The 24,898-nt window shown below is 60.0% G+C and carries 21 protein-coding genes; 15 read left to right on the forward strand and 6 right to left on the reverse strand.

What is annotated here, in order from left to right:
- The first annotated feature begins 50 nt into the window (after positions 1-50).
- From HQN82_RS01615 to lpxK, 6 genes are all read left to right on the forward strand, one after another.
- Positions 51-1,397, forward strand: coding sequence for a TldD/PmbA family protein (locus HQN82_RS01615; protein ID WP_173614472.1), 1,347 nt, complete (start codon positions 51-53; stop codon positions 1,395-1,397).
- A gap of 91 nt (positions 1,398-1,488) precedes the next feature.
- The gene (locus HQN82_RS01620; protein WP_112766535.1) at positions 1,489-2,295 is read left to right on the forward strand and encodes a 3'(2'),5'-bisphosphate nucleotidase CysQ; all 807 of its coding nucleotides are present in this window, start codon (positions 1,489-1,491) and stop codon (positions 2,293-2,295) included.
- A gap of 60 nt (positions 2,296-2,355) precedes the next feature.
- Positions 2,356-2,595: a DUF4170 domain-containing protein gene (locus tag HQN82_RS01625; protein WP_004440223.1), complete on the forward strand. Its 240-nt coding sequence runs from the start codon at positions 2,356-2,358 to the stop codon at positions 2,593-2,595.
- 215 nt (positions 2,596-2,810) lie between these two features.
- The gene (gene waaA, locus HQN82_RS01630) at positions 2,811-4,133 is read left to right on the forward strand and encodes a lipid IV(A) 3-deoxy-D-manno-octulosonic acid transferase (RefSeq protein WP_112766534.1); all 1,323 of its coding nucleotides are present in this window, start codon (positions 2,811-2,813) and stop codon (positions 4,131-4,133) included.
- A complete protein-coding gene (locus HQN82_RS01635; RefSeq protein ID WP_004440228.1) occupies positions 4,127-4,864 on the forward strand; it encodes an HAD family hydrolase in 738 nt (245 codons plus the stop codon). The genes waaA and HQN82_RS01635 overlap by 7 nt, the downstream gene beginning before the upstream one ends.
- Before the next feature lie 259 nt (positions 4,865-5,123).
- Positions 5,124-6,170, forward strand: a complete 1,047-nt coding sequence (lpxK, locus tag HQN82_RS01640; RefSeq protein ID WP_037090822.1) for a tetraacyldisaccharide 4'-kinase — start codon at positions 5,124-5,126, stop codon at positions 6,168-6,170.
- 106 nt (positions 6,171-6,276) lie between these two features.
- Here lpxK and HQN82_RS01645 read toward each other — a convergent pair whose 3' ends face one another.
- The gene (locus tag HQN82_RS01645; protein WP_112766533.1) at positions 6,277-6,498 is read right to left on the reverse strand and encodes a DUF2093 domain-containing protein; all 222 of its coding nucleotides are present in this window, start codon (positions 6,496-6,498) and stop codon (positions 6,277-6,279) included.
- A gap of 150 nt (positions 6,499-6,648) precedes the next feature.
- Positions 6,649-8,481 carry a DNA mismatch repair endonuclease MutL gene (gene mutL, locus HQN82_RS01650; protein WP_173614473.1) on the reverse strand — a complete coding sequence of 611 codons (1,833 nt, stop codon included), beginning with the start codon at positions 8,479-8,481 and terminating at the stop codon, positions 6,649-6,651.
- A 406-nt stretch (positions 8,482-8,887) separates the two neighbouring features.
- On the opposite strand from mutL, the gene HQN82_RS01655 reads away from it, so the two are divergent.
- Both HQN82_RS01655 and HQN82_RS01660 read left to right on the forward strand, forming a co-directional pair.
- Positions 8,888-10,507 (forward strand): response regulator, encoded by a 1,620-nt coding sequence (locus HQN82_RS01655; protein WP_173614983.1) that lies wholly within the window; start codon positions 8,888-8,890, stop codon positions 10,505-10,507.
- Between the two features lie 183 nt (positions 10,508-10,690).
- Positions 10,691-12,043, forward strand: a complete 1,353-nt coding sequence (locus tag HQN82_RS01660) for a putative bifunctional diguanylate cyclase/phosphodiesterase (protein ID WP_004440238.1) — start codon at positions 10,691-10,693, stop codon at positions 12,041-12,043.
- Positions 12,044-12,227: 184 nt separating this feature from the next.
- On the opposite strand, the gene HQN82_RS01665 is transcribed toward HQN82_RS01660, so the two are convergent.
- The 4 genes from HQN82_RS01665 to HQN82_RS01680 are packed head-to-tail and all read right to left on the reverse strand — an operon-like array spanning position 12,228 to position 15,443.
- Complete coding sequence (locus HQN82_RS01665; RefSeq protein WP_112766531.1) at positions 12,228-13,115, reverse strand: SMP-30/gluconolactonase/LRE family protein; 888 nt, start codon at positions 13,113-13,115, stop codon at positions 12,228-12,230.
- Positions 13,116-13,119: 4 nt separating this feature from the next.
- Positions 13,120-13,749: a 2-dehydro-3-deoxy-6-phosphogalactonate aldolase gene (locus HQN82_RS01670; protein ID WP_004440240.1), complete on the reverse strand. Its 630-nt coding sequence runs from the start codon at positions 13,747-13,749 to the stop codon at positions 13,120-13,122.
- Positions 13,750-13,764: 15 nt separating this feature from the next.
- Complete coding sequence (locus HQN82_RS01675) at positions 13,765-14,679, reverse strand: 2-dehydro-3-deoxygalactonokinase (protein ID WP_048902660.1); 915 nt, start codon at positions 14,677-14,679, stop codon at positions 13,765-13,767.
- A complete protein-coding gene (locus HQN82_RS01680) occupies positions 14,679-15,443 on the reverse strand; it encodes an SDR family NAD(P)-dependent oxidoreductase (protein WP_112766530.1) in 765 nt (254 codons plus the stop codon). Before HQN82_RS01680 ends, HQN82_RS01675 begins: the two co-directional genes overlap by 1 nt.
- Positions 15,444-15,530: 87 nt before the next feature.
- Here HQN82_RS01680 and HQN82_RS01685 point away from each other — a divergent pair, with 87 nt between their 5' ends.
- The 7 genes from HQN82_RS01685 to HQN82_RS01715 all read left to right on the forward strand — a co-directional run bounded on the left by HQN82_RS01685 (position 15,531) and on the right by HQN82_RS01715 (position 24,685).
- Entirely contained in the window at positions 15,531-16,400 is an 870-nt protein-coding gene (locus HQN82_RS01685; RefSeq protein ID WP_173614474.1) for an IclR family transcriptional regulator, read from the forward strand.
- 208 nt (positions 16,401-16,608) lie between these two features.
- Entirely contained in the window at positions 16,609-17,349 is a 741-nt protein-coding gene (locus HQN82_RS01690) for a helix-turn-helix transcriptional regulator (protein ID WP_112766529.1), read from the forward strand.
- A 78-nt stretch (positions 17,350-17,427) separates the two neighbouring features.
- Positions 17,428-18,651: a CmpA/NrtA family ABC transporter substrate-binding protein gene (locus HQN82_RS01695; protein WP_173614475.1), complete on the forward strand. Its 1,224-nt coding sequence runs from the start codon at positions 17,428-17,430 to the stop codon at positions 18,649-18,651.
- Between the two features lie 127 nt (positions 18,652-18,778).
- Positions 18,779-19,909 (forward strand): Mrp/NBP35 family ATP-binding protein, encoded by a 1,131-nt coding sequence (locus tag HQN82_RS01700; protein ID WP_077986690.1) that lies wholly within the window; start codon positions 18,779-18,781, stop codon positions 19,907-19,909.
- 334 nt (positions 19,910-20,243) lie between these two features.
- Positions 20,244-21,221, forward strand: a complete 978-nt coding sequence (locus tag HQN82_RS01705; RefSeq protein ID WP_173614476.1) for a magnesium transporter CorA family protein — start codon at positions 20,244-20,246, stop codon at positions 21,219-21,221.
- 15 nt (positions 21,222-21,236) lie between these two features.
- Complete coding sequence (locus HQN82_RS01710; protein WP_004440255.1) at positions 21,237-23,156, forward strand: potassium transporter Kup; 1,920 nt, start codon at positions 21,237-21,239, stop codon at positions 23,154-23,156.
- 365 nt (positions 23,157-23,521) lie between these two features.
- The gene (locus tag HQN82_RS01715) at positions 23,522-24,685 is read left to right on the forward strand and encodes a cell wall hydrolase (protein ID WP_173614477.1); all 1,164 of its coding nucleotides are present in this window, start codon (positions 23,522-23,524) and stop codon (positions 24,683-24,685) included.
- The last annotated feature ends 213 nt before the right edge of the window (positions 24,686-24,898 follow it).

The following is a 24,898-nucleotide window of genomic DNA, read 5'->3' on the forward strand; positions in this document are numbered from 1 at the left end:
GATGCGGGGTTGCTGGCACAATAAATGGAACAGGAATGAAAGGCCAACTCATGTCCTCAGAAATAGATTCTTCCAAACTTCTCGAGAGCGCCAGCCAGCTTGTCGATCTTGCCCGGGCCGCCGGCGCGGATGAGGCGGATGCTGTTGTCGTGCGTTCGCGCTCACAATCGGTCGGCGTGCGGCTCGGCAAGGTGGAAAGCACCGAATCCTCCGAAAGCGACGATTTTTCCCTGCGTGTCTTCGTTGGCCGCCGGGTGGCAAGCGTTTCGGCCAATCCCGGCTTCGATCTGAAGACCTTGGCGGAAAGGGCAGTGGCCATGGCGAAGGTTTCGCCCGAAGACCCCTTTGCCTGCCTTGCGGACAAGGAACGGCTGGCAAGTTCCTATGATGATCTCGAGCTTTTCGATGCAACGGACGTGTCGGCGGATCAATTGCGCGAGGCGGCCCTTGCTTCGGAAGAGGCGGCGCTGGCGGTCAAGGGCGTCAGCAATTCCTCCGGCGCCGGTGCATCGAGCGGGATGGGCGGTCTCGTTCTCGTCACCTCGCATGGCTTTGCCGGCAGCTATATGGGCAGCCGTTTCAGCCGTTCCGTCAGTGTCATCGCCGGCGAAGGCACGAAGATGGAGCGCGACTACGATTTCGACAGCCGCCTTTATTATGCAGATCTCGATGCCGCCGAAGAGATAGGCCGTCGCGCCGGTGAAAAAGTCGTGCGCCGCGTCGGTCCGCGCCAGGTCGATACCGGCAGCAATATCACGGTGGTGTTTGATCCACGCATCGCCCGCGGCTTCGTCGGTGCGATTGCAGGCGCGATCAACGGCGCTTCCGTTGCCCGCAAGACCAGCTTCCTGCGCGACAAGATGGGCCAGCAGGTGCTGAAAAAAGGCCTGTACCTCACCGACGATCCTCAGATCGTGCGTGGCCCTTCCTCCCGTCCTTTCGATGGCGAAGGTGTTCGCGGCGAAAAGATGACGATGATTGAGGACGGCGTTTTGAAGCACTGGTTCCTCTCCACCTCCGCGGCACGGGAACTCGGCCTGGAAACCAACGGCCGCGGCGTGCGTGGCGGCACTTCGGTCTCGCCGGCCTCCACCAACCTTGCTCTGGAGCCGGGCGATCTTTCGCCGGAGGACCTGTTGGGGCAGGTCGGGTCGGGCTTTTACGTCACCGAGCTGATCGGCCACGGTGCCAACATGATCACTGGTGAATACAGTTGCGGCGCGAGCGGTTTCTGGATCGAGAACGGCGAAAAGACGTTTCCGGTTTCCGAGGTCACGATTGCCTCGAACCTGAAGGACATGTTCATGCGGATCACGCCGGCCAATGATATTGATCGCAAATACGGCATCGCGGCCCCGACGCTCGCCATCGAAGGCATGACGATCGCAGGCAAGTGAGGCGACCTGCGGGGTTTTCGCTGGCGCTTCATATGCAAGTGCGAACAGAAAAACGGGCGCGCCATCTGAGGCGCGCGGAAAAGACGGCAAGATGAACGACATGGATGAGGCCCGCTGGGCCTCCGATCTGAGGCTGGTCCTCGAAGCCGCCCGCAAGGCGGGCGAGACAGCCCTCGGTTTCTTCCGCAAGGATCCCGAGGTCTGGTGGAAGAATGGCGGGCTTTCGCCGGTCAGCGCGGCCGATTACGCCGCCAATGAAATCCTCGAAACCATTCTGCGCTCCGCCCGGCCGGATTATGGCTGGCTTTCCGAAGAGACGGATGACGATACGGACAGGCTTTCCCGTTCCACCGTCTTTGTGGTCGATCCCATCGACGGCACCCGCGCCTTCATTGGCGGCAGGGATACCTGGTGCATCAGCGTTGCCGTGGTGCATGAAGGGCGACCGGTGGTGGGCGTACTCGTCGCACCGGCGCTGTCGGAGGAATTTACCGCGATAGAGGGCGGCGTGGCGTTAAAAAACGGAAGCCCCATCTCCGCAAGCGGCGGCAATACCGGCACCTTCCATCTCGCCGCCGCGGCAGAGGCGATCACGCATCTGCCGGAAACGATGCGCAACAATGTCGAGCGTGTCCCGCATGTGCCGTCGCTGGCCTACCGGCTGGCGATGGTGGCGGATGGTCGTATCGACGGTACGCTGGTCATGCCCAACTCACACGAGTGGGACCTGGCCGCGGCCGATCTCATTCTCGAACGCTCCGGCGGCCGGCTTGCCGGTCTGGATGGCAAACCTCTGATGTATAATCGCCGCCGGGTGAACCACCCCGCATTGTGCGCCGCAGCAAATTATGCGATGCCTGCACTTTTGAAAGCGTTTTCACATCCGTCTGGCAGTTGACGTTTGGCGGGAAATCCCGCAGATGAAGGCCTCTCTCAGAGTTCAAGAAAGAGATAAGACATGACGGAAACTGGCAAACCGAAACAGCTGCTGCACCTCGTCTTCGGCGGCGAACTGGAAAACCTTCAGGATGTTCAGTTCCGGGATTTGAGCGCGCTCGACATCGTCGGCATCTACCCAGATTACGCCTCCGCGCTCACGGCTTGGAAGTCGAAGGCACAGATGACTGTCGATAACGCCCATATGCGTTATTTTATCGTGCATATGCACCGTCTTCTCAATCCTGACGACAAAATTTGAGTCCCTTTGCCCTTGCGTTGTAATACTATCGGATGAAAGCGCGCTTTCCCGTGATTCCTGCGCGAGCGGCGCAGCCCGGGAATGCCGTTGCGAGAAAATGTGATCGCGCTTTCGTTTCCGATGACAAAAAATGACGCAATTTGAGAAGAAGTAGGCGGCGATAACAACCAGAACAGGGGCAGGGCATTGCGCGGAATGATCAAGGGCAGACTGTCATGAGCAGCCGTATCGCACGTTTCGCTCTTTCCGGTTACCGCATTGCCGGTATCGCCGCTTACCCGTTTGCCAAGCCCTATCTTTCCTATCGGGCCGCCAAGGGCAAGGAAGACAAACGCCGCCGGCTCGAACGTTTCGGTTATGCGAGTGCCGAGCGCCCCCGCGGGCCGCTCGTCTGGTTCCACGCCGCAAGTGTCGGCGAGACGCTGGCGCTCATTCCACTCATCCGCGAAATCCGCAAACGCGACATCTTCGTGCTTCTGACCACGGGTACGGTCACCTCGGCCGAACTGACCCGCACCCGGCTCGGCGATGACGTGATCCACCAATATGTGCCGCTCGACATCAAGATCGCGGTCAACCGTTTCCTGACCTACTGGGCACCCGATGCCGCCATCACGGCCGAGTCCGAAATCTGGCCGGTGACGATGATGGAACTGGAGCGTCGGCACATTCCGCAGATCCGGGTCAATGCACGCCTTTCCGACCGTTCCTTCGATCGCTGGAAAGCTCGCCACGACATTGCTGAATCGCTGTTTTCCAAGCTGGCGCTGGTGGTTGCCCAATCCGATCTCGATGCCGAACGTTTCCGCGATCTCGGTTCCTGGCCGGTGGTGATATCGGGTAACCTCAAGGGTGACACCGACCCGCCGCCCTGTGACGAGGCGCTGCTGGAGAGCTACCGCAAGCAGATCGGCAATCGCAAGACATGGGCGGCGATCTCAACCTTCGACGGTGAGGAGAAGGCCGCAGCCACCGTGCATGCGGCGATCAAGTCGCGCAACGGGCAACTGACCATCATCGTGCCGCGCCATCCCGAGCGTGGAGATGAGGTGGAGGCCATGCTGAAGGGCATGAATCTCTCCGTTGCTCGCCGCAGCCGCAATGATGTGATAACGCCTGAAACCGATATTTTCCTCGGGGACTCCATTGGGGAAATGGGGCTTTACCTGCGGCTGACCGAGCTTGCCTTTGTTGGCCGCTCGCTGACGGCCGAAGGCGGGCAGAACCCGCTGGAGCCTGCCATGCTTGGCTGTGCGGTTTTGTCGGGCGCGCATGTGCAGAACTTCCGCGAGGCCTATCAGAAGCTGATCCGCGCAGGTGGTGGCCGCATCATCCGTGATGTGGAGATGCTGGCAAAGGCGGTGCATTATCTGCTGGTCAACGATAATGAGCGCTACAAGATGATCGATGCGGGCAATCGGGTCATTCAGGATATGCGCGGCGCGCTGTCCTCCACGGTGAAGGCGCTGGAGCCCTATATCAACCCGCTCACCGTTTCCGCCAAGCTGCAGCCGCGGAGCGCCATCGGATCATGGTAGCGGATATAGAACTCAACGCCGCGCAGTCAATCGCCGCAGTGCTTTTCGACAAGGACGGCACGCTGCTGGGCTATGACGCAAGCTGGGGACCGGTGAACCGCGAACTCGCGTCGATTGCGGCCAAGGGAGATCCCGTCCTCGCCGACAGGCTTCTCTCCGCCTGCGGCATGGATCCCGTTACCGGTCATGTGGTGCCCGACAGTCTTCTGGCCGCCGGCAACACGGCGGAGATCGCCGCCGGTCTCGTCGCCGCCGGCTCGCCCTGCGATGTTGTCGAGCTCACGCAACGTCTCGACCGGCTTTTTACCGAGGCCGCGGATAAATCCGTGCCGGTGACCGATCTCAAGGGTTTTTTCGCGAGGCTGAAGGCTCGCGGCTACAAGCTCGGTATCGCCTCCAGCGACAACGAAAACTCCATCCGCCAGACGGCCATCCGCTTCGGTTTCGAAAACGATATCGATTTCGTTGCGGGATATGACAGCGGTTACGGCACCAAGCCGCAGCCCGGCATGGTCCTCGGCTTCTGTCAGGCGATCGGTATCTCTCCCGACCGCGTGGCCGTCGTCGGCGATAATAACCACGATCTGCATATGGCGAAAAACGCCGGCGCGGGTCTCAGGGTCGCCGTTCTCACCGGCACCGGCTCTCGCGAAAGCCTGGGTGCGGATGCCCATTATTGTTTCGATGACATCACCGGGCTCGAAGCGCTGCTGCCGGAACGGGCTGTTTGAAGCGGTGTCGCACGGTTTGCATTGTCGCGGCACTCTCTACGTCCCGTCATGCCGGCCTTGAGCCGGTATGACGGAGAAAATGGATATCGCGGCGCGCAGATTGAAGTTCTATGTTAAATCGCGGCCAGTCCGTATCAGCACCGGTGCGTAAAGCCGTCTATTCGGATTTTGCAATTTACGGTTTTTTCTGGCAAACAACCTCCCAGACGTGAAATGGCGAACGCAATGCCGTGGGCGACCCGGCCGGGAGCGGGAATAGATGGTTTCTGAAGCGCCGCCCTTCTGGTGGCAGAAAGCGGGCTGGCAGGCGTGGCTCCTGTCTCCTTTCTCGCTTCTTTACGGCAAGGTCGCCGGCCGGCGCATGCGGACGGCAAAAAGGGCAAGTGTTACCGTTCCGGTCATCTGCATCGGCAACTTTACCGTGGGTGGCGCCGGTAAGACGCCGACGGCAATGGCAATTGCAAGGGCCGCCGTTGCGAAAGGCTTGAAACCCGGATTTCTCAGCCGCGGTTATGGCGGCACACTGGACGTCACCACCCTTGTCGATCCCGCACATCATCGCTCTGCCGATGTCGGCGACGAGCCGTTGCTTCTGGCGCGCGAAGCGGTGACGGTGATTTCGCGCCGCCGCGTTGAGGGTGCGCATCGCCTGATCAAAGAGGGCGTCGATCTCATCATCATGGATGACGGGTTTCAGAGTGCGCGTCTGACGCTGGATTATGCGCTTGTCGTCATCGATACGATGCGCGGCATCGGCAACGGCCATCTGGTGCCGGGCGGTCCGGTAAGAGCCCCGCTCGCCGAACAGATGCGGCATATGACCGGGCTCCTGAAGGTCGGTAATGGTCACGCGGCCGATGCCCTTGTGCGGCGAGCCGCAAAGGCTGCCAAACCCGTTTTCGTTGCGGCGATCACGCCGCAGGAGCCGCAGGATTTCAGGGGAAGGCGTGTGCTGGCCTATGCGGGCATAGCCGACCCGGCCAAATTTTATCGAACCGTCGAAGCGCTCGGCGGCGATATCGTGATGCAGCGCTCTTTCCCGGATCATCACCACTTCAGCGATGACGAGATTGCCGATCTTCTGCAGGACGCAGGCAAGGCGGATCTGCAACTTGTCACCACGGCCAAGGATGCCGTGCGGCTTAACGGGCACCAAGGCCGGGCAGAGGAATTGCTCTGGAACAGCCTGGTGATCGAGGTCGACATGGTGTTCGACGATCCCAATGCGGCTGGAACCATTATCGATACGGCCGTGGCGAACTGCCGCGCCCGTTTGCTTCGGGATAATTCGCGGACGTCGCTTTAAGGTACCGAAAAAGACAAACCGTCGTGCGCCGGTTTCTCCTCACTGACGTGACGAGCATAGGGACGAGGGAGGCAAACACGCGACACTCAACGCGTCTCTTCCCTCCTTATGCCGGCAAAGTACCAGCCTTCTTTTCGGCTTCCAGAGAAGCCGCGGCATCCACATAGGCCTCCTGCCGCGCCACGCTCCAGTAGCGCAGCTCATCGAGCGGAATGCTCTTGCCTGTCATGGCGCAGATGACATGCGAGCCGGTCTGGACGATGCGGAAGTCACAGTCGAGATATTCGATGACGGCGAGGCGATTGCCGCCTCCTTCAAATCTGTTCATCCGTTTTCGTCTCCTGCTCTGTCCTGTCGGGGCACCCAGTCCGAAACGGCGTAGCGTTTTCCTGAACAATCCGGATGCTCCAGTATCCTGAATTTATATAGGCCGGCGTGGCGCAAGGCCAGCCCCGACGCCCTTGCATGTAAGAAGGCGTCAGCTGCGGCCGAAGAGCCGTTCTATATCGGAAAGCTTCAGTTCGATATAGGTCGGACGGCCGTGATTACACTGGCCCGAACCCGGTGTATTTTCCATCTGCCGCAGAAGCGCATTCATCTCCTCCGGCCGCATGCGGCGGCCGGAACGCACCGAGCCGTGGCAGGCCATCGTGGCGGCGACATATTCCAGCTTGTTGGCAAGCGTCGAGGCGGCGTCCCATTCGGCGATCTCGTCGGCAAGCTGGCGCACCAATCCCTGCACGTTGACCTCACCCAGCATGGCCGGGGTTTCGCGAACGGCGACGGCACCCGGCCCGAAACGCTCGATGACGAGCCCCAGCGCATCGAAACCGGTGGCGTGATCCATCAGCCGGTCGCAATCTTCTTCCGGCAGATCGATGATTTCGGGGATGAGCAGCACCTGCGAAGCCGGCCGTTTGGAATGCAGTGCATTCCGCATCTGCTCGAAAACCAGCCGCTCATGCGCCGCATGCTGGTCGACGATGACAAGGCCGTTTTCTGTCTGCGCGATGATGTAGTTCTCGTGCAGCTGCGCCCGCGCGGCCCCGAGCGGGTAGAGCGTGGGCGCGGGCGAGGAGCTCGCGCCGGCTTCATAAGTTTCCCGAGACTCGGCCCGCGCCGTTGGGGTGGTGATGTCCGAGAAATGTGATTGTACCGCCTCCGAAAACTGCGTTGCGCCTGAAACGGCGAGCGGCCGTGACGGCGAGGTCGCGGCGGACCATGGCGCGGGAGCGGTCGTGAAAGGCGATGGCCTGAGGCCAGAAGGGCTATAGCCGGGGCGGAAGGCGTTCATCATCTGGCTGGCGCCCGTCGTTGCCGCCCTGTCGCCGTCACGCGTCAGCGCCTGGCGGATCGCGCCGACGATCAGCCCGCGAATGAGCCCGGGGTCGCGAAAACGAACGTCGGATTTCGCCGGGTGTACGTTTACATCCACAAAGGCGGGATCGAGCGTGATGGAAAGCACCGCGACAGGATATCGCCCATGCGGCACGGTTTCGGCATAAGCACCGCGAATGGCGGATAAAAGCAGTTTGTCCTGCACCGGACGGCCGTTGACGAAGACATATTGATGCGCCGAATTGCCACGGTTGAACGTGGGCACGCCGGCAAAGCCCGTCAGCGTCACATCCTCACGCCCGGCATCGATTTCGATGGCGTTGTCCTTGAAGTCCGCACCGAGAATCTGTGCCATGCGGGCCAGATGATCGTCACCCGTCGACGGAATTTCGAGCGTCGACCGATCCGTGCCTGACAGCACGAAGCGGATATGCGGAAAGGCGATCGCCATGCGTTTGACGACTTCGGTGATTGCGGCCGCTTCGGCGCGTTCCGTCTTCAGGAATTTCAGCCGTGCCGGTGTGGCGAAGAACAGGTCGCGCACCTCGACGATGGTGCCGGCATTCGAGGCGGCGGGCCTCACATCGGAAACCTTGCCGCCGGTGACGGAAATCACCGAACCCTGCTCCGCGCCCTGCTGGCGGCTGGTGATCGTCAGCTTGGCCACGGAGCCGATGGAGGGCAGTGCCTCGCCGCGGAAGCCGAGCGTGCGTATATCGTCAAGTGTATCGGAAATCTTCGAGGTGCAGTGCCGCCTGACCGCAAGCTCGAGATCGGCCGGAGACATGCCACAGCCATTGTCGGTAATCCGCACCAGCCCCTTGCCGCCGCCCGCCGTGGCGATCTCGATGCGCGTCGCCCCGGCGTCGATGGCATTTTCCACCAGTTCCTTCGTGGCGCTGGAGGGTCTTTCGATGACCTCGCCGGCGGCGATCTGGTTGATAAGGGTTTCTGAGAGCTGCTTGATGGCCATGATCGCCATTTTCGCGGATTCGCGCCGGCTTCGAAAGCAAAAAACTGAGACTGCGGAAATTTGCACATGTTTTGCGGGTTGCATGGCATCGGACCATTTCCGCCAATGCAGTTTAAGCGTTAATCCGCCCTTAATCGCCCTTGTTTATGGTGGGGCAGCTTGAAATGACCGCAGAAACGGGGCCGCCTCTGCCGGGTGGTGTGTGACGTCGACTATGGGTGAGCGTCATCTTCTCCTCAAGACTGCTTCAAGCGGCAAACCCTGATGTCTGTTTTCCGGAATTTTCGTTTCATCCCGGCATCTGCCCTGGACGATTCCAATAGAAACAAAAGCCTGACCCATTAAAACAGGCGGGAGTTTGCAGTTGAGTGATTTGGCGTCCTCCGGCGCGGGCGTTCATACGGTGATGCTTGATGCCCTTTGCGACGCGCTTGGCGCGGCGATCGTCGTTTACGACCGTAACGATCACATTATTTTCGCAAGCCGGAAGCTCCTCAGTTTTTTCCCGCTGGAAGAGGCCGTCATCGGCCCCGGCGCGCGCCTGCGCGATTATCTGGGCGCCCTGTACGATTGTTACCATATCGAGACGGAAAATCCTGTCGCCAATGCCCGCCAGCTCGGTCGGGAAGAGTGGATCGGCGAACGGCTGGCTCTGCACTGGAAGGAACGGTCTGAAAAAACCGAACGGCTGAAGGGGGAGAGGTTCCTGCGCTTTGTCATGAACCGCCTGCCATCCGGTCTCGGCATTAGTGTCCTCGCGGATATTTCTGAACAGAAGAAGCGCGAAGAACAATGGCGTATCGATCTCGAGCGCGTACAGCTCCTCGAGGATATTCTCGACAATCTGCCGTTTCCCGTCTTCGTCAAGGACCGGAACCTGGCCTATGCCGCCGTGAATAAATCCGCCTGCACCCTGGTCGAAACCAGCCCCGAGAGCCTGCTCGGACGCACGGTCTTCGATCTCCATTCACGCAAGGTTGCGGGGCGGATCGATGCGGCCGACCGGACGGTACTGGAGAGCGGCACGCCAAGCGTCATTCCGGAAAGGGTGAGACGCCTGAACGGCGAAGAGATACTGACGATCACGCGCAAACAGCGCGTAGGACGGCCAGGCCGTTATTTCCTGGTGACGACGATGGAGGATGTGACTGCGCTCGCCACGCTTGATGCGAACGGCATGCCCGTCATCCCTTCTCTGGAGCATGTGGCATTTGTGTCCTCAACCTATGGAAAGGATGAGGAGAAGGAAGGCCGTAACGGCTTGCTGAAAAGCAAGGCGGTGCTGGTCGTCTCCGAAAACAGCCGCTTTGCAGAGGCCGCAGGCCGCCAGCTCACGGCAGGTGGCATGGACCATGCAGCGGTGACGAGCGAGGAAGAGCAGCGCGCCTTTATCGATGTCGCCGCCTCCGCCGGGGTTGCCATCGATGTTGTTGTCATCGACGCCCAGATGAGCATCGCATGCCTCGATATTGCCGCGGCACACCATCTGCCCGTCGTCAGCATCGAGGAGGACGAGATTGACGCGTCGTTGTTGCATCATGTGGCTGTAGGGCTCCATTCGGTGCCGAAGCAGAAATCGGTAGAGGAGGACTGGGAGATCATGACGCAGGACCTGCCCAAAATCCTCAGCAACGGCGGCGTGTGCGACGTTCTTCTCGTCGAGGACAACCGGGTCAACCAGATCGTTTTTTCGCAGATACTTGAGGGTCTCGGGCTTTCCTGGCGGCTCGCCACGTCGGGCGAGGAAGCGCTGCGTCTCTTCGTGGAACAGGCTCCATCGGTCGTCCTGCTTGACACGACACTTGCCGATATCGACGGCTTCGAGGTCGCCCGCCGCATGCGCGATCTTTCGGGTGAAAAGCGCATTCCTGTTGTCGGCGTCATTACCCACGCATTCGAAGGCGACCTCGACAAATGCCTCGCATCCGGGATGGAGGACATGCTGCTGAAACCTGTCAGCCCCGATATGGTGGAGGCTGTTTTTGTGCGGCTTTTTGGCAAGGACGTGCTGCAGCTGCAGGCGTGATAGCCCCCTCCATCGAACGGCGTGGCGTAAACATACAATTAATTGCCGCCGCCTCGGCCGCTTTGTGCTGGCAGCGGGTCTCAACGAGGGCGGTCTGCGTTTTTCGGTTCGTCGCTCTATGGCTTTTTTAATACTTGCCCTGCATTGTGATCGCGGTCGATAGAGGATTCAAGAGATGCAGGAATGAAACGGGCAGAGCCGCAAACGTTGCAGGTTAGCCAGAACGAGCTTCAGGCGATGGCCTACAGCGATCCGCTGACAGGGCTCGGCAACCGCTACCGTTTGCGGGACAAGATCCGCATGCTCGCCAGCGAACGCTCCAGCGATCCAGCACCCTTCACGGTCGGCATCGCCAATATAGACGGCTTCAAACCCATCAATGACCTTTTCGGCGTGCAGGCGGGCGATGAAATCCTCTGCCAGGTTGCTCACCGCCTCAAAGCCTGCATTCCCGATGGCGCCATCGTGACGCGCCATGATGGCGACGAATTCGCTTTCGTATTGCCGCTGGTGTTCGAACGCACCGGTGCCGAGCGTGTCGGCAACATGATCAAGGACGTGCTCTCCGCTCCCTATGATCTTGGCGATCGTAATGTCCGGCTTTCCTCCTCGTTCGGCTTTGCCATCTATCCCTTTGCCGGGGATGATTTTGAGGATCTGCTGAAAAGCGCCGAGACGGCGCTCTACCGCTCCAAGCGGCGCGGCCGCGGCCAGATCACCGTCTATTCGCGTGAGATTGCGCAGGAGATGAAGCGCGCCACGCAGCTTGAGCAGGCGCTCAGAAACGCGATCATCACCGACGCGATCGACGTGCATTTCCAGCCCATCGTCCGGCTGGAGGAGGCGAAGGTCATCGGTTTCGAGGCGCTCGCGCGCTGGAATGATCCGGATCTCGGCTTCGTATCGCCTGCGGTTTTTGTGCCGCTGGCCGAAGAACGCGGTTTCATCGATGCGCTTTCGGAGGCCCTGCTCAGAAAAGCCGCGGAAGCGGCGCTTTTCTGGCCGCGTGAGCTCTTTCTGTCCTTCAACCTGTCGTCAGCGCAACTGATGGACCCCAGTACGGCCGACAATATTCTGTCCATACTTTCGCGTGTCGGCCTCGACCCGCACCGGCTGGAGCTTGAAATCACCGAAACGGCGGTCATGACCTCCGCCGATACCGCCCAGCGGATCATCAGCGAGTTGCAGAGCGCGGGCGTTCGTATTTCTCTCGACGATTTCGGCACCGGCCAATCGAGCCTCGGCCGCCTGCGGGATTTCACATTCGACAAGGTGAAGATCGATCGCGCTTTCGTCTCGCGCATCAGCAGCGACCGCCCTTCCGAACATATCATCAAGGCCATCGTCGCCATGTGCGAAGGGCTTGATCTTGAAGTCGTGGCCGAAGGGATAGAGGAGCGGGCGGAAGAGGAAAAACTGCGCGCGCTCGGCTGCGCCATGGGACAAGGCTACTTCTACGGCCGCCCCGCCGACGCCGCGGCGACCCAGCGGTATCTACATGAGAATTACCGCGAGATATTGTCGGATATTTCCTGAGAAACGGAATGACCTTGGACGAGGTGGTGGGGACGCCCCCAACACCCCTCATTCCTGTCTTTGTCACGGGAACCCGGCCGACGCGCGTCTGCGCGGCGAAGAGAGTCCCTTCGGTCCAAGACTTCGGCTGGCTAGATTCCTGTGACAAGCACGGGAATGAGGAGAAGGCGGTTCGTGCCGCGTCTCAGAGCCTGTAAAGCGGCTCAAACCGGCCCTTGACCTCAACCCCCAGTTCGAACGTCAACCCGTGCTGCGGATTGGCGGCTAGGGCGTCCTCGTCAAGATTTTCACGCGCCGACGTCACGAGAAGGCGCGATGCGTCCGGGCCGACGAAGGCCGGGCAGGTCGTCTGTCCCGCGGGCACCGCATATCGGGCAATATGGTTGCCGTCGGTATCATAACGATCAACCGCGCCTTCGCCCCAACGAGCGTTCCAGATATGCCCTTCGGCATCGCAGACCGAGCCGTCGATACCGCCATCGACTCCTGTCGAATCGATGAAGACTTCAGCCTTGCCGGAGGGGAGGCCGGTTTCGGGATCGAGCGGCACGCGCATCAGCTTGTTCACCTTGGTATCGACGTAATATCCGGTCGCACCATCGGGCGAGAAGCAGATCGAATTCGGAATGCTGATATCGGCAAACAGCTTCGTCACCGTGCCTTTGTAAACATGATAGATGCTGCCCGCGCCGGTTTCCGCCTTGCGGCCCATGGTGCCGATCCAAAGCGCGCCGCAAGGGTGCATGCGCCCGTCATTGGACCGGTTGCCGGGCAGGTCCTTTTCCAGCTCCGCATGCAGAGTCAGCACACCAGTCTTCGTATCACGCAGGAAAAGCCCGTCATCGGAGGCGATCAACTGTTGGCTGTTGCTGACTTTCGCCAGAGCGCTGCCCATGAAGGGCAGGGCATGGACGGTCTTGCGGCCGGAGGCGAGGTGCAGTTCATGCAATTCCCGCTCGAGAATGTTGAACCACCAGGCCGTGCCGGTCGCAGGGTCGAAGGTCGGGCCTTCGCCGAGCAGCATCGGCGTCTCGTCAAGAACACGTCCGGTAAAGGGAAAAACAGTCGCCAAGCTCTTATCCTCCGATGGCTGCATCATAGGCCGACAGTGTGACAGTGGCGCGTTCGCGCACCTCCGCTGCGGTCATGCCGGGTTTATAGAGGCTGGTTCCGAGCCCGAACGCCATGATGCCGGCCGATGTATAGTCGGCAAAATTCTTATCCGAGACACCGCCGACCGCGGCGATGACCAGATCCTTCGGCAGGATCGTCCGGATCGCATTGATGCCGGCGGGGCCGATGATGCTGGCGGGGAAGAACTTCAGCCCGGTCGCACCGGCTTTTGCGGCCACCAGCGCTTCGGTGGGGGTGAGAACGCCCGGCATCGTCACCATGCCTTTTTCACGTGCAGCTGTAATGACCTCCGCATCGGCATTGGGGCTAACCATCAGCCTGCCGCCTGCCGCGTCCAGCGATGCGACGTCTTCCACGCTCAGCACGGTCCCGGCGCCGATCAGGCAATCGGCGGGCGCCATCTTTGCCGCGATCTCGATGGAACGGAACGGATCGGGGGAATTCAGCGGAATTTCGATGGCGCGGAAGCCGGTTTCGATCAGCGCGCCGACAACGCCTTCTGTCTCCTCGGGTTTCAGGCCGCGCAGGATGGCAATCAGCGGATATTTGATGGAAGGAAAGGGAATACGCATGGTCGATCTTTCTTCTTATGGCCAGATGGCTGTTGCAGCGGCCAGCAATCCGCGCCGCACGGCTTCGTCTGCGTCGATGACCGTATAGTGGATATCGAGGGCGGTGAAGGCGCCTTCGTAAAGCGCGCCAAGCGCGCCGGAGCCGATCAGCACCACCGGTGTCTCCCGCCGCGCCGTCGAATGCGCGCCGGCGATCTCCAGCCCGATCATGATGCCGGAAAGCCTGGCCTTGGCATCCGTGGCGGCGAGGCCATGCAGCAATTGACCGGAGCGCAGTGTGAACAGCCGGTTGCTGGCGAGCTGCGGATTGGCGTAAATGTCGAGCACGGCCGCTCTGAAGTCCTCGTGTTGGCCGGTGAAAGGCTCCGCCTCGGCCACCGCATGGGACAGGATCGTCTGCTTGGAAATGACCTCGAACAGTTCGCCGGTCATGAAGGTGGCAAAGCCGTTGACGTCGCCATCACGAACGGTCACCCATTTGGAATGCGTGCCGGGCATGCAGACAAGTTTCTCGCCGGTGTCCGAGGAGGCAAGAGCGCCGAGCAATTGCGTTTCCTCGCCACGCATCACGTCGGGCGCGTTTTTATCCCGCTGCGCCAGCCCCGGCAGAATGCGCACATCGCGCGCCTGACCCGGCACGCGAACCGCGCCATCCAGCACGGACGACAGCGATGCCGGCACGTCGATGTAACCCGCTTCGACCCAACCCTGCCGCGCGCCTGCCATACCACAGACGAGAACCGGCAAATCTTCAGGCGCGCCGATGGCGTCGAGATGCGCTTGCAGAACCTCGGCAAAACCGGTCCGCATGGCCGTGGTCATGCCTTCCGAACTTCTGCGCTCCGCCAGCACAGCACCCGAGCGGCTCATGAGCCAGAGCCGGAAACTGGTCGTACCCCAGTCAACGGCGATAAAAGCGGGTTCAGACATTATAGAAGGCCTCCGTCTACGATTATGGATTGCGCCGTGATGGCGCTTGATGCCGAGGATGCGAGAAACAGGCATGGCCCAGACAAATCGGCAGCGACGAGCATGCGCTTCAAGCATTGTCGCGCCGTGGTCGTCGCAATGCCCTCATCCGTCAGCCACAGTTCCCTCTGCCGCTCGGTCACGATCATGCCCGGCAGCAGCGTGTTGACGCGGATATTTTCTGGCCCCAGCCGGCCGGCAAGGCTTTTTGTCAACCCGATGATACCTGCCTTCGCCGCCGCATAGGAGGGAAGTTCGCCCATGTTGAGCAGAAACGAGATGGACGAGAAATTGATGATGGAGGCGTCTTTCGCGAGCCGGAGGTAGGGAAGCGCGGCCTGAACGGTAAAAAACATCTGCTTGAGATTGACCGCCTGATTGGCATCCCAATAGGCTTCTGTCACCGTATCTATGTCATGACGGTCGTCCCAGGCGGCGTTGTTGACCAGAACCTTGATGCCGCCGATCGCCGCGGCCGCCTCAGTGACGGTGACGGCTATGGCCGCCACGTCGCGCAGGTCGGCCCTGAAGAAATGGACCGGGTGGGGCGACACCCCGGAAAGCCGCCGGACCAGCGCTTCGCTCGGCTCTTCGGCGATATCGATGAATGCTACCTTTGCGCCCTGCATGGCAAAGGCTTCCACGAGCGAAGCCCCTATGCCGGAACCGCCGCCGGTGATCAGCACGCCCGCATCCTTGAGGTCCGGAAATTGGGCTGTCGTCATAGCGTGATCTCATCCATCAGGGCTTGATTGTTCCATTATTTGGAACTAGATTTTAATAAATGGAATTATTCCCTTGGCGCAAGCCTCATGTCAAGGCGAATGACAATGGATGGTGCCATGCCTGATACCAAAATACCCAATGGCAGGATGCGCAGCGCAGTTCCAGCCGCGCGGCAAAAAACCGATAGCGACACAGGTACACTCGGTAAGGCGATCTCGCTCCTGGAACTGATCGCCCTTTCTGAAAGGCAGATGCGTTTCACCGATGTGGTGGAAGCGTGCGGCCAGCCGCGAGGCACCGTCCATCGCCAGCTCGCACATCTGCTTGCCGAAGGCCTGATAGACCAGGCCCCCGACCAGACCTACGTTGTTGGCCTGAGGCTGTTGCAGTTTGCAGCCAAAGCCTGGAGTGGCAACGATCTGCGCAGCATAGCCGCCCCACACCTGGCGGCGCTGCAGGAGGCAACGCAGGAATCGGTGCATCTCGCGGTTCTGATCGGGCGCGAAGTGACCTATCTGGACAAGATTGAGGGCAAGCACAGCTTGCGCATGCATTCGCAGGTTGGAAAGACCTCGCCAGCCTATTGCACAGGCGTGGGTAAGGCCGCGCTGTCGCTGCTACCCGCCGGCGATCTGGAAGATCTCGCGGCCGGGCTGGATTTTAAGCGCTTCACGGACAACACCATCACCACACCGCAGGCCCTGATGGAGGATGTTTCGGCCATTCGCTCCCTCGGTTACGGTTTCGACCTTCAGGAGCACGAGATCGGCATTCATTGCGTTGCGGCACCGTTACCGGCCCCGGGACGCAGTTTCCGCGCGGCGATTTCAGTGACCGGCCCCGCCTACAGGGTGGATGTGGAACAGCTCCGCGCCTGGGCTCCGCTGGTGCGTGCAACCGCCGATAAAATTTCGGCAGAACTTGTCTATCGCTTATCGCCGGTTGCGGATGATTGACGGAAAGCCGATGCCGCTTATGGGGATGCCCGCCCGCGAAAAAGAGGAGACATGACCGGCTTACGCGAGATAACGCTAATTTTCGAATATTCTGATCTAATTTTCAACTTTTGTTTGCATGAATCGATTTGCTGAGTAACATCCTCAAAATTCCGGGCAGAGGCGGGCCTTTGCGGCGGCATTTCCTCATGCTCGAAGAACAGCTTTCATGCAGAAAACAGAAACGGCCAGCGTTCAGTCGATTGGTGTTGATTGCGTTCGCGAGATCGCCAATCTTAATACGCAGTTCGATATATTCCGCTTCCTGAAGCGGCTGACGGAGGCGTGGGAATTCAGGGCCTTCATGGTACTCGACCTCACTACAGAGGTCTCAAGCGAATTGTCGCATTATACCGTCATCACCAGCTGGCCGGCCGAACTGTTGCAACGCTATGATGAAGAAGGCGAGTTGCAGAACAGCCGCGTCATGGCGCGGCTAAGAAAATCCACTGTACCCTTTTCCGTGTCGCTGGATTTCCTGGTCGAAGGCGAGGGGCATGTCCTGAAGAAAAACGTGGTCGCGCTTTTCGAACGGTTCGAGATGATAAATTCCGTCTGGTTCCCGGTGTATGATGTCACCCTCAGGCGCGGCGCCGTATCCTTTTCCGGCAATAAGACGGCCCTGCCGGAAGCCCGGCTTGCGGAGCTTTTTTACATTTCCAGCCACGTCTTTGCCCGGCTGTCCGAAATCCGCCGTCTCGATCTCCGCGTGCCGGAAACATTGAGCGAACGGGAGATCGACTGCCTGAACTGGACGGCAGCCGGCAAGACCAGTGCCGAAATCGCCGAGATCATGATGTTGTCGGAGCATACCATCAATCACTACCTGAACCGCGCGACGAAAAAACTCGATACGGTCAACCGCACCCAGGCGGTCGCCAAGGCCCTGCGCGTCGGACTGATTAAATAGCGAAACTCGCAATTTTATCATTGTGATAAAGCCCTTCCTGGGCGATCCTCTTTTCGAATCACCGGAAAGGAGAAATCGTTGCCGGAGCGGCATAGTGTAAAAGCGGGATTTTCTCCGACTGTCGATTGCGCCGTGCTGATAGTCGCTGCCGAAAAAGGCTTTGCCGCCGATGAAGGCATAGAACTGGAACTGGTCCGAAAGCAGTCCGCACGTGGTGTTCTTTCGGTGCTCGGCGAGGACGGCGTTCAGATCGCGCATTTGCCCGCTCCCGTTCCCGTGGGGTCGGTCGTTGGCCTCCATGATATGCCGGCCAATATCATCGGCGTTTTCACGCTTTCCCTCGGCGGCTCCGCGACCACCGTTTCCCCTGGGTTTTATGATGAACTTTACCGTGAGGGACTGAAGCTGCCGGACCCGGCGGCTTTTGGCCGTGCGATGGCCCGCGTCTGCGCCGCACGCCGGGCCGCGGGTGAAAATCCGCCCGTCTTCGCGGTTGAGGATATCGCCTCGACCTCCTTTTATGCCCTGCGTTATCTGCTCGGAAGCTGCGGTGTGCTGCTTGGCCGTGACATGGAAGTCGTCGAAGCGCTGCCGAAGGCGATGCCCGGGCTTCTGGAAAGCGGCGACGTCGATGCGCTCTGTTCTGCTGAACCCGCGGGCAGCGCTGCGGTGCTGGTTGGCGCCGGGCGTATCGTGACGACGGGCGCGCTCATCTGGCACAATGCCCCGGAAAAAATACTTGCCGTGAAGCGAGATTGGGCTGATGCGAATGCCAGCCTGTTGGAGGGGCTGCTGCGCGCGCTTTACCGCGCGGGCGAGTGGTGCGCCAACCCCGCCAATATCGAGGAACTTGCCGGTATTCTGGCCGCCCCCCATTATATGAACGTCAGTGGCGAATTCCTGCTTCCGGCCCTGACGGGCTATATTTCGACTTCGCAGAAGGACATGCAGCGTTTTCAGGAATTTTTCGTCACCAGCGCGAAAGCGGCGAATTTTCCATGGCAAAGCCAGGCTCTTTGGTTCTTCAGCCAGATGTTGCGCTGGGGGGAAATACCCGCCGGTTGCCGTTTCGATGCCGCGGTGGTGGAAGCCGCACGCAATGCGTATAGGCCGGATATTTTTCGCAAGGCGATGAAACCACTTTTCGTGCCGGTGCCAGGCGCCAATCTGAAGCTGGAAGGCACGCTGAGGGAACCTGTTCATGTCGGCGCATCGCGCACCGGCCTCGTTCTGGGACCCGACTGTTTCTTCGACGGGCGCGTCTTCGATCCGGAGACGCTTGATATGGATGACGAGATTTGAAATCGCATCGCTAAATCGTCGCGAATGGTTCCTGTTTGCGCTTTGGCATTGGCGAACCGCTTCCGCTTGTCTATGGATGGCGCAAATTGTTTCCCGATCAGGCCGGACGATGTAACGGAGTAAGACAATGGCAGAGGTCAGCAAGAACCAGGTGGAAAAGGCTCTGGACGCCGTCATCTATCCCGGCAGCGGCAGAAGCATCGTTTCCCTCGGCATGGTCTCGGAAATCTTCATCGCAGATGGAAAGGCCTATTTCTCGATCACCGTCCCGGCCGACAGGGCGGCCGAGATGGAGCCGTTGCGCCTGTCCGCCGAACGGGCGGCGAAGGGCGTTCCGGGTATCGCCGGCGCGGTCGTGGCGCTGACTGCCGATCGCAAGCCCGGCCAACAGCAGCCGGCGCCGGCGCGTCCCGCCGCGGCAGCCGGCCGGCCAACACAGCAGCCGGGCTCGTCCAAGGTGGGCGTCCCCGGCGTCCGCGCCATCATCGCCGTCGCATCGGGCAAGGGCGGGGTCGGCAAATCGACGACATCAGTCAATCTTGCGCTCGGCCTTCAGGCGCTTGGCCTGAAGGTCGGCATGCTGGATGCGGACATTTACGGGCCTTCGCTGCCGCGGCTCCTCAAGATTTCCGGTCGTCCGAAACAGCAGGAGGACCGCATCATTCTTCCCATGGAGAATTATGGGCTGAAGGTCATGTCCATGGGGTTTCTGGTGGATGAGGAGGCCGCGATGATCTGGCGCGGGCCGATGGTGCAGTCCGCCCTGATGCAGATGCTGCGTGAAGTCGCCTGGGGCGAGCTTGACGTGCTGGTGCTGGATATGCCGCCCGGCACGGGTGATGCGCAGCTGACCATCGCCCAGCAGGTGCCGCTTGCCGGCGCGGTCATCGTTTCCACTCCGCAGGACCTCGCGCTGCTCGACGCGCGCAAGGGCATCACCATGTTCCGCAAGGTGGAGGTGCCATTGCTCGGCGTCATCGAGAACATGAGTTACTTCATCGCGCCTGATACCGGCGCCCGCTACGATATTTTCGGCCACGGCGGCGCGAAGGCGGAAGCCGAAAGGATCGGTGTGCCGTTCCTCGGCGAGGTGCCGCTCACCATCGCCATCCGCGAAATGTCGGACGCCGGAACGCCTGTCGTCGTTGCCGACCCGGATGGTCCACAGGCTGCGATCTACCGCGAGATAGCGAAAAAAGTCTGGGAGCGTATTGGCGCCGGTGAAAGAAAAGCGGCTCCAAAGATCGTTTTCGAATAAGCTACGGACCGCCGGCAAAACCGCAAAGCGCACCTGCGCTGTGAATAGTCCTGTAAAAACAGAAGATTGGTGGCCAGTAACGGTGCGGTTTCTGGCCATGAAATCCAGAAGTGCTTCGTCTGCAAAGCTGTTGCGAAAAAATATTGCTTGATTGCATCTCGCTTTGGGCGCATACGCCTGCGCCGTTTGGCTCTTGGTCCATCGGGCTGGCGCGATATGACGTTGCGCCTGTTTCGGTTGTCCCTGAAGTGTCGTCCAAAGGTTTGCCGACAGCAAACAGGATATGTTAAGCAGCATTGCGGCTAAGGCCTGCAATGTGGAGCGGAGAAACGGATTGATAAAAGCCTATCGCGCCAATTGCGAGGCGATCAGCCTGTCGTCAGACGACGGCTCCGTACAGATTCCTGATGACATCGTCTGGATCGATCTCGTCAACCCGGACAGGACGGAAGAGCAGCATGTTGAAAAGCTGCTGCAGCTCGATCTGCCGACGCGTGAGGATCTGAAGGATATCGAGCCCTCCAGCCGTCTCTACATGGAAGACGGCAATGTTTTCATGACCGCATCGCTGGTGTGGAAGGCGGATTCGGACGACCCCCGCCTCACAGATGTCGCCTTCATCCTCGCCGGCACGCGCCTCGTGACGATCCGTTATGCGGAGCCGAAATCATTCCACCTTTTCATTGCCGCCATCACCCGCGCGCCGCATGAGATGCGCAGCGGCACGGCGCTGCTTTTGAAACTGCTCGAGACAATCGTCGATCGCACGGCCGAAATTCTCGAGAACTCGGTCGCCGGCATCGACAATCTCGCCGCTGATATTCTCGGCAGCCAGGCCCGTTCCAAGCGCAAGGCGCCGCGTTATCTCGAAGACCGCCTGACCAACATCGCTGCCTATCATCGGCTGATTTCGAAGGTCCGCGTCAGTCTTGCATCGCTGGCGCGGCTGCAGACGTTCTTTTCCACCAGCGATCAGGCGAGCGCGGACAAGGTTGCGAGGGAGCAGGGCAAGTCCATCGGACGCGATATCCAGTCGCTGAACGAACATGCCTCCTTCGTTTCCGGCAATCTGACCTTCCTGCTCGATGCCTCGCTCGGCATCATCAACATCGAGCAGAACAGCATCATCAAGATATTCTCGATCGCTTCGGTGGTTTTTCTGCCGCCCACGCTGGTGGCTTCGGTTTACGGAATGAACTTTCAGCTCATGCCGGAGTTGAACTGGACATTTGGTTATCCACTTGCGCTGATCGTCATGGTGATGTCCGCAATCATCCCGTTTCTCTTTTTTCGTTGGAAGGGCTGGCTCTGAGGAGCCAGGATCATCATGTCCCAGATCGCTGACAAGGATGTTGCCGAGAAGCCGGATGCGGATGACGCTCACAAGAACAAGGGGCTTTACGCCGCTATCCTTGGTTCGATCGGCGTCGTTTATGGCGATATCGGCACCAGCCCGCTCTACGCCTTTCGCGAAGCCCTGCGGCCCATCGCCTATGACGGGGTGACGCAGGAAGAGGTCATCGGCCTCACATCGCTGATGATCTGGTCTCTGACGATCATCGTCACCTTCAAATACATCACGCTTTTGCTGCGCGCCGACAATGACGGCGAGGGCGGCACGCTGTCGCTGCTGGCGCTGCTGATGAAGACGGCCGGCACCCATCGCAGCGTTCTTATCGTGCTTGGCCTGATTGGCGCGGCGCTGTTTCTCGGCGACGCCATGATCACCCCGGCACTTTCAGTGCTTTCGGCGGTGGAAGGCCTGAAGCTCGTCACCCCGGAGATGGACGCCTTCATCATTCCGATCTCTGTCGGTATCCTGATTGGCCTCTTCGCCATCCAGTCCCACGGCACCGGCACGGTGGCAAAATTTTTCGGACCGATCACCGCGGTCTGGTTCATCGTCATGGGCCTTGCAGGCCTCATTCATATCGCTGACGACTTCAGCATTCTCTTTGCCTTCAACCCGTGGCACGCGGTCGAGTTTCTGGCGAATGAAGGTTTTTATGGCATTGTCGTACTCGGCGCGGTGTTCCTGACGATCACGGGCGCAGAAGCGCTTTATGCAGACCTCGGCCATTTCGGCCGCCGCCCCATCCAGTGGGCGTGGTTCTGTCTGGTATTCCCGGCGCTGACGCTGAACTATCTGGGGCAGGGCGCGCTCGTGCTGAAAGACCCGGCGGCCATGTCCAATCCCTTCTATCTGATGTTCCCGCAATGGGCGATCCTTCCCGCCGTCATTCTGGCGACCGCCGCGACAATCATTGCCAGCCAGGCCGTTATAACGGGCGCCTTCTCACTGGTTCGCCAGGCGATTCACCTCGGCTACCTGCCGCGCATGGAAATTCTCTTCACCTCGGAAACCAATACCGGGCAGATTTATCTTCCCGCGGTCAACACCATCCTGCTTTTCGGTGTCGTTGCCCTGGTGCTCACCTTCAAGAGCTCGGATGCGCTGGCCACCGCCTATGGTATTTCGGTCACCGGTGCGATGGTCGTCACCAGCCTGATGTTCTTCGAGTTCGTGCGCAAACGCTGGCAATGGTCGATCTGGCTTGCCCTTGCGGTGCTGACCCCGCTTCTGGTGCTGGAACTGATCTTCCTCGGCGCAAACCTTCTGAAAATTCACGATGGCGGTTACGTGCCGGTGCTGCTGGCGATTGCCTTCACGGTCATCATGACGACTTGGCAGCGCGGTTCGAGAATCCTGTTCGCCAAGACGCGCCGCATCGATGTGCCGCTGAAGGCCTTCATCGCCTCAGTGGAAAAGGAAAGCGCCCATGCGCCGGTGCGCGTACCGGGTACGGCGATTTTCCTCACCGGCGATCCGGAAACGGCGCCGGCGGCTTTGCTGCATAATCTGAAGCATAACCACGTCCTTCACGACAAGAACGTCATCCTGACGATCCGCACCGAGGATCAGCCGCGCGTTCATCCGGCAGATCGTTATACGTTGACGAAGATGAGCGACCGTTTCGCCGTGGTCGAGCTGCATTTCGGCTTCATGGAAACCCAGAATGTTACCCAGGCGCTGGGCTATCTGCGCCGCACGGGCTACAAGTTCGACATCATGTCAACCTCCTTCTATCTCGGACGCCGCAAGCTGGTTCCAGATCCGAAATCGGGCATGCCGGGCTGGCAGAACCGCCTGTTCATCGCGCTCGCCGAAACCGCGGCCGATCCCTCCGACTATTTCCGCCTGCCTGCCAATCGGGTGGTGGAACTGGGTTCGCACGTCGTGGTGTGACGAAGTGGGCATGCCCTTAATGTAGCTGGGCGATCTCGTTCTCTCCGTCATACCGGCGTTAAACCGGTATCCAGCCAGCCCAAGTCCTTGGGGTGAAGGGGTCTTTACGCCGCGCCGACGCGCGACGGCTGGTTCCGGCTCGAGGCCGGAATAACGGCTGAGGAGATGCCCTGCGGCGCAGTTCTGATCGGCACATGGGAACTCTACTCCGCGCCACACTCATTAACACTCACTCACACATTAACGTGAAGACACCTTCCTGCGCGGCGTTAACCAACCATCAAGGTTAATAAGAGATTCTCGAACACCTGTAGAAAATTCGGTTGTCGGTGTTCGGAGTGCTGGTTTTGCGTTCGAAAAGAGTAATGCGTCGTCGGTCCCCCGTGTCCTTTCAGGGATGGGCGTCCAAATGGACGTCACCCGTCGTCTTCGGCCTGGCCGCCTGGCTTGTCTTTCCCTCCCTCGCTGCGCGTGCCGATCTCGCCTCGCTTCTGGCGGGCCTCGACAAGGGCGGCGAACAATGGCGCATGGTGCTGACTGCCTCCCCGGCGGGCTCGACGCATAACGCCTCCCTGACATTCAACGATGCGGAAGGGGACGAGGCGCTGCATGGCGGCGGCATGACCCTGCCCAATGGCAGCAAGGTCGCGTTCATCACCAACAAGAAGGGCGAGGCAACGACGCCAGACAGCGAGCGGGTGAACCGCGCAGCCAAGAAGGGCCGCATCGTCGCCACCGAAATCATGCAGCCGCCGAAGGCCTTCACCGCCGGTTCGGTGCTGCATCGCACCTCCATGCTGGATATCGAGCCGCTGAAGCGCAAGGATCGCACCGCCTTCGTCAAGCCGAAGCGCGGCAAGGATATCGAACTCGCCTCTTTCTATTTCCGCCGCGAGGAAAAGAAGGCGGACAAGAGCGTCTCGCCGATGCTGGCGGAACTCGTCACCAACCGCACGCCGGACATCCTGGCGACGGCCTATGCGCCCGCCGAACCGGATTTTGCCCGCGAGTCTCCCTTCGACGCCATTCTGAAGAAGCCCGAGGCCGGCCGCTTCGTACCGCAGATCAACCCAGATGACCACGCCTGGGCCGCAACGCCGCTGCCGGCAGCCGTGTTTTCTCCGGCCGAACAGCAGTGCCTTGCATCAGGCATCTATTTTGAGGCGCGCGGTGAGTCCGTTAAAGGTCAGGCGGCGGTGGCGCAGGTCATCCTAAACCGCGTGCGCAATCCGGCCTATCCGAAAACCATCTGCGGCGTTGTCTACCAGAACAAGGACTGGCGCAATCGCTGCCAGTTCTCCTTCGCCTGCGATAATATCAAGGACCGGGTGAATTCCGAACGCCACTGGAAGATGGCGCGCGAAGTGGCCATGGCGACTACGGCCGGCAAGATCTGGCTGAAGGAAGTTGGCTCTGCCACCCACTATCACGCCGTTTACGTGCGTCCCGCCTGGGGCAAGTCGATGAAGAAGGTCGGCAGAATCGGCCTCCACGTCTTTTACCGTACCTATGGTGGCGGCTGGAGCTGATACCACCGCCAATTTGTCGCATTTTGCGTGTCAAAAATGCCGATTCCCCGGCGAAACATCGCCCCCAAACCGTGATTTCTAGTCAAGCCATTGTTTTTGCATCATTAATTTGTGCCTAAACAACCGCTCGCAGTGCCTTGACTAGAGAAGCCCCTAAAACTATGTTGCGCGCGACTTCAGAGCGGGCTGGAACAGGCTTAATCCGTCACCGTT

Source organism: Agrobacterium pusense (genome assembly GCF_013285525.1).
Lineage (GTDB): Bacteria > Pseudomonadota > Alphaproteobacteria > Rhizobiales > Rhizobiaceae > Agrobacterium > Agrobacterium pusense.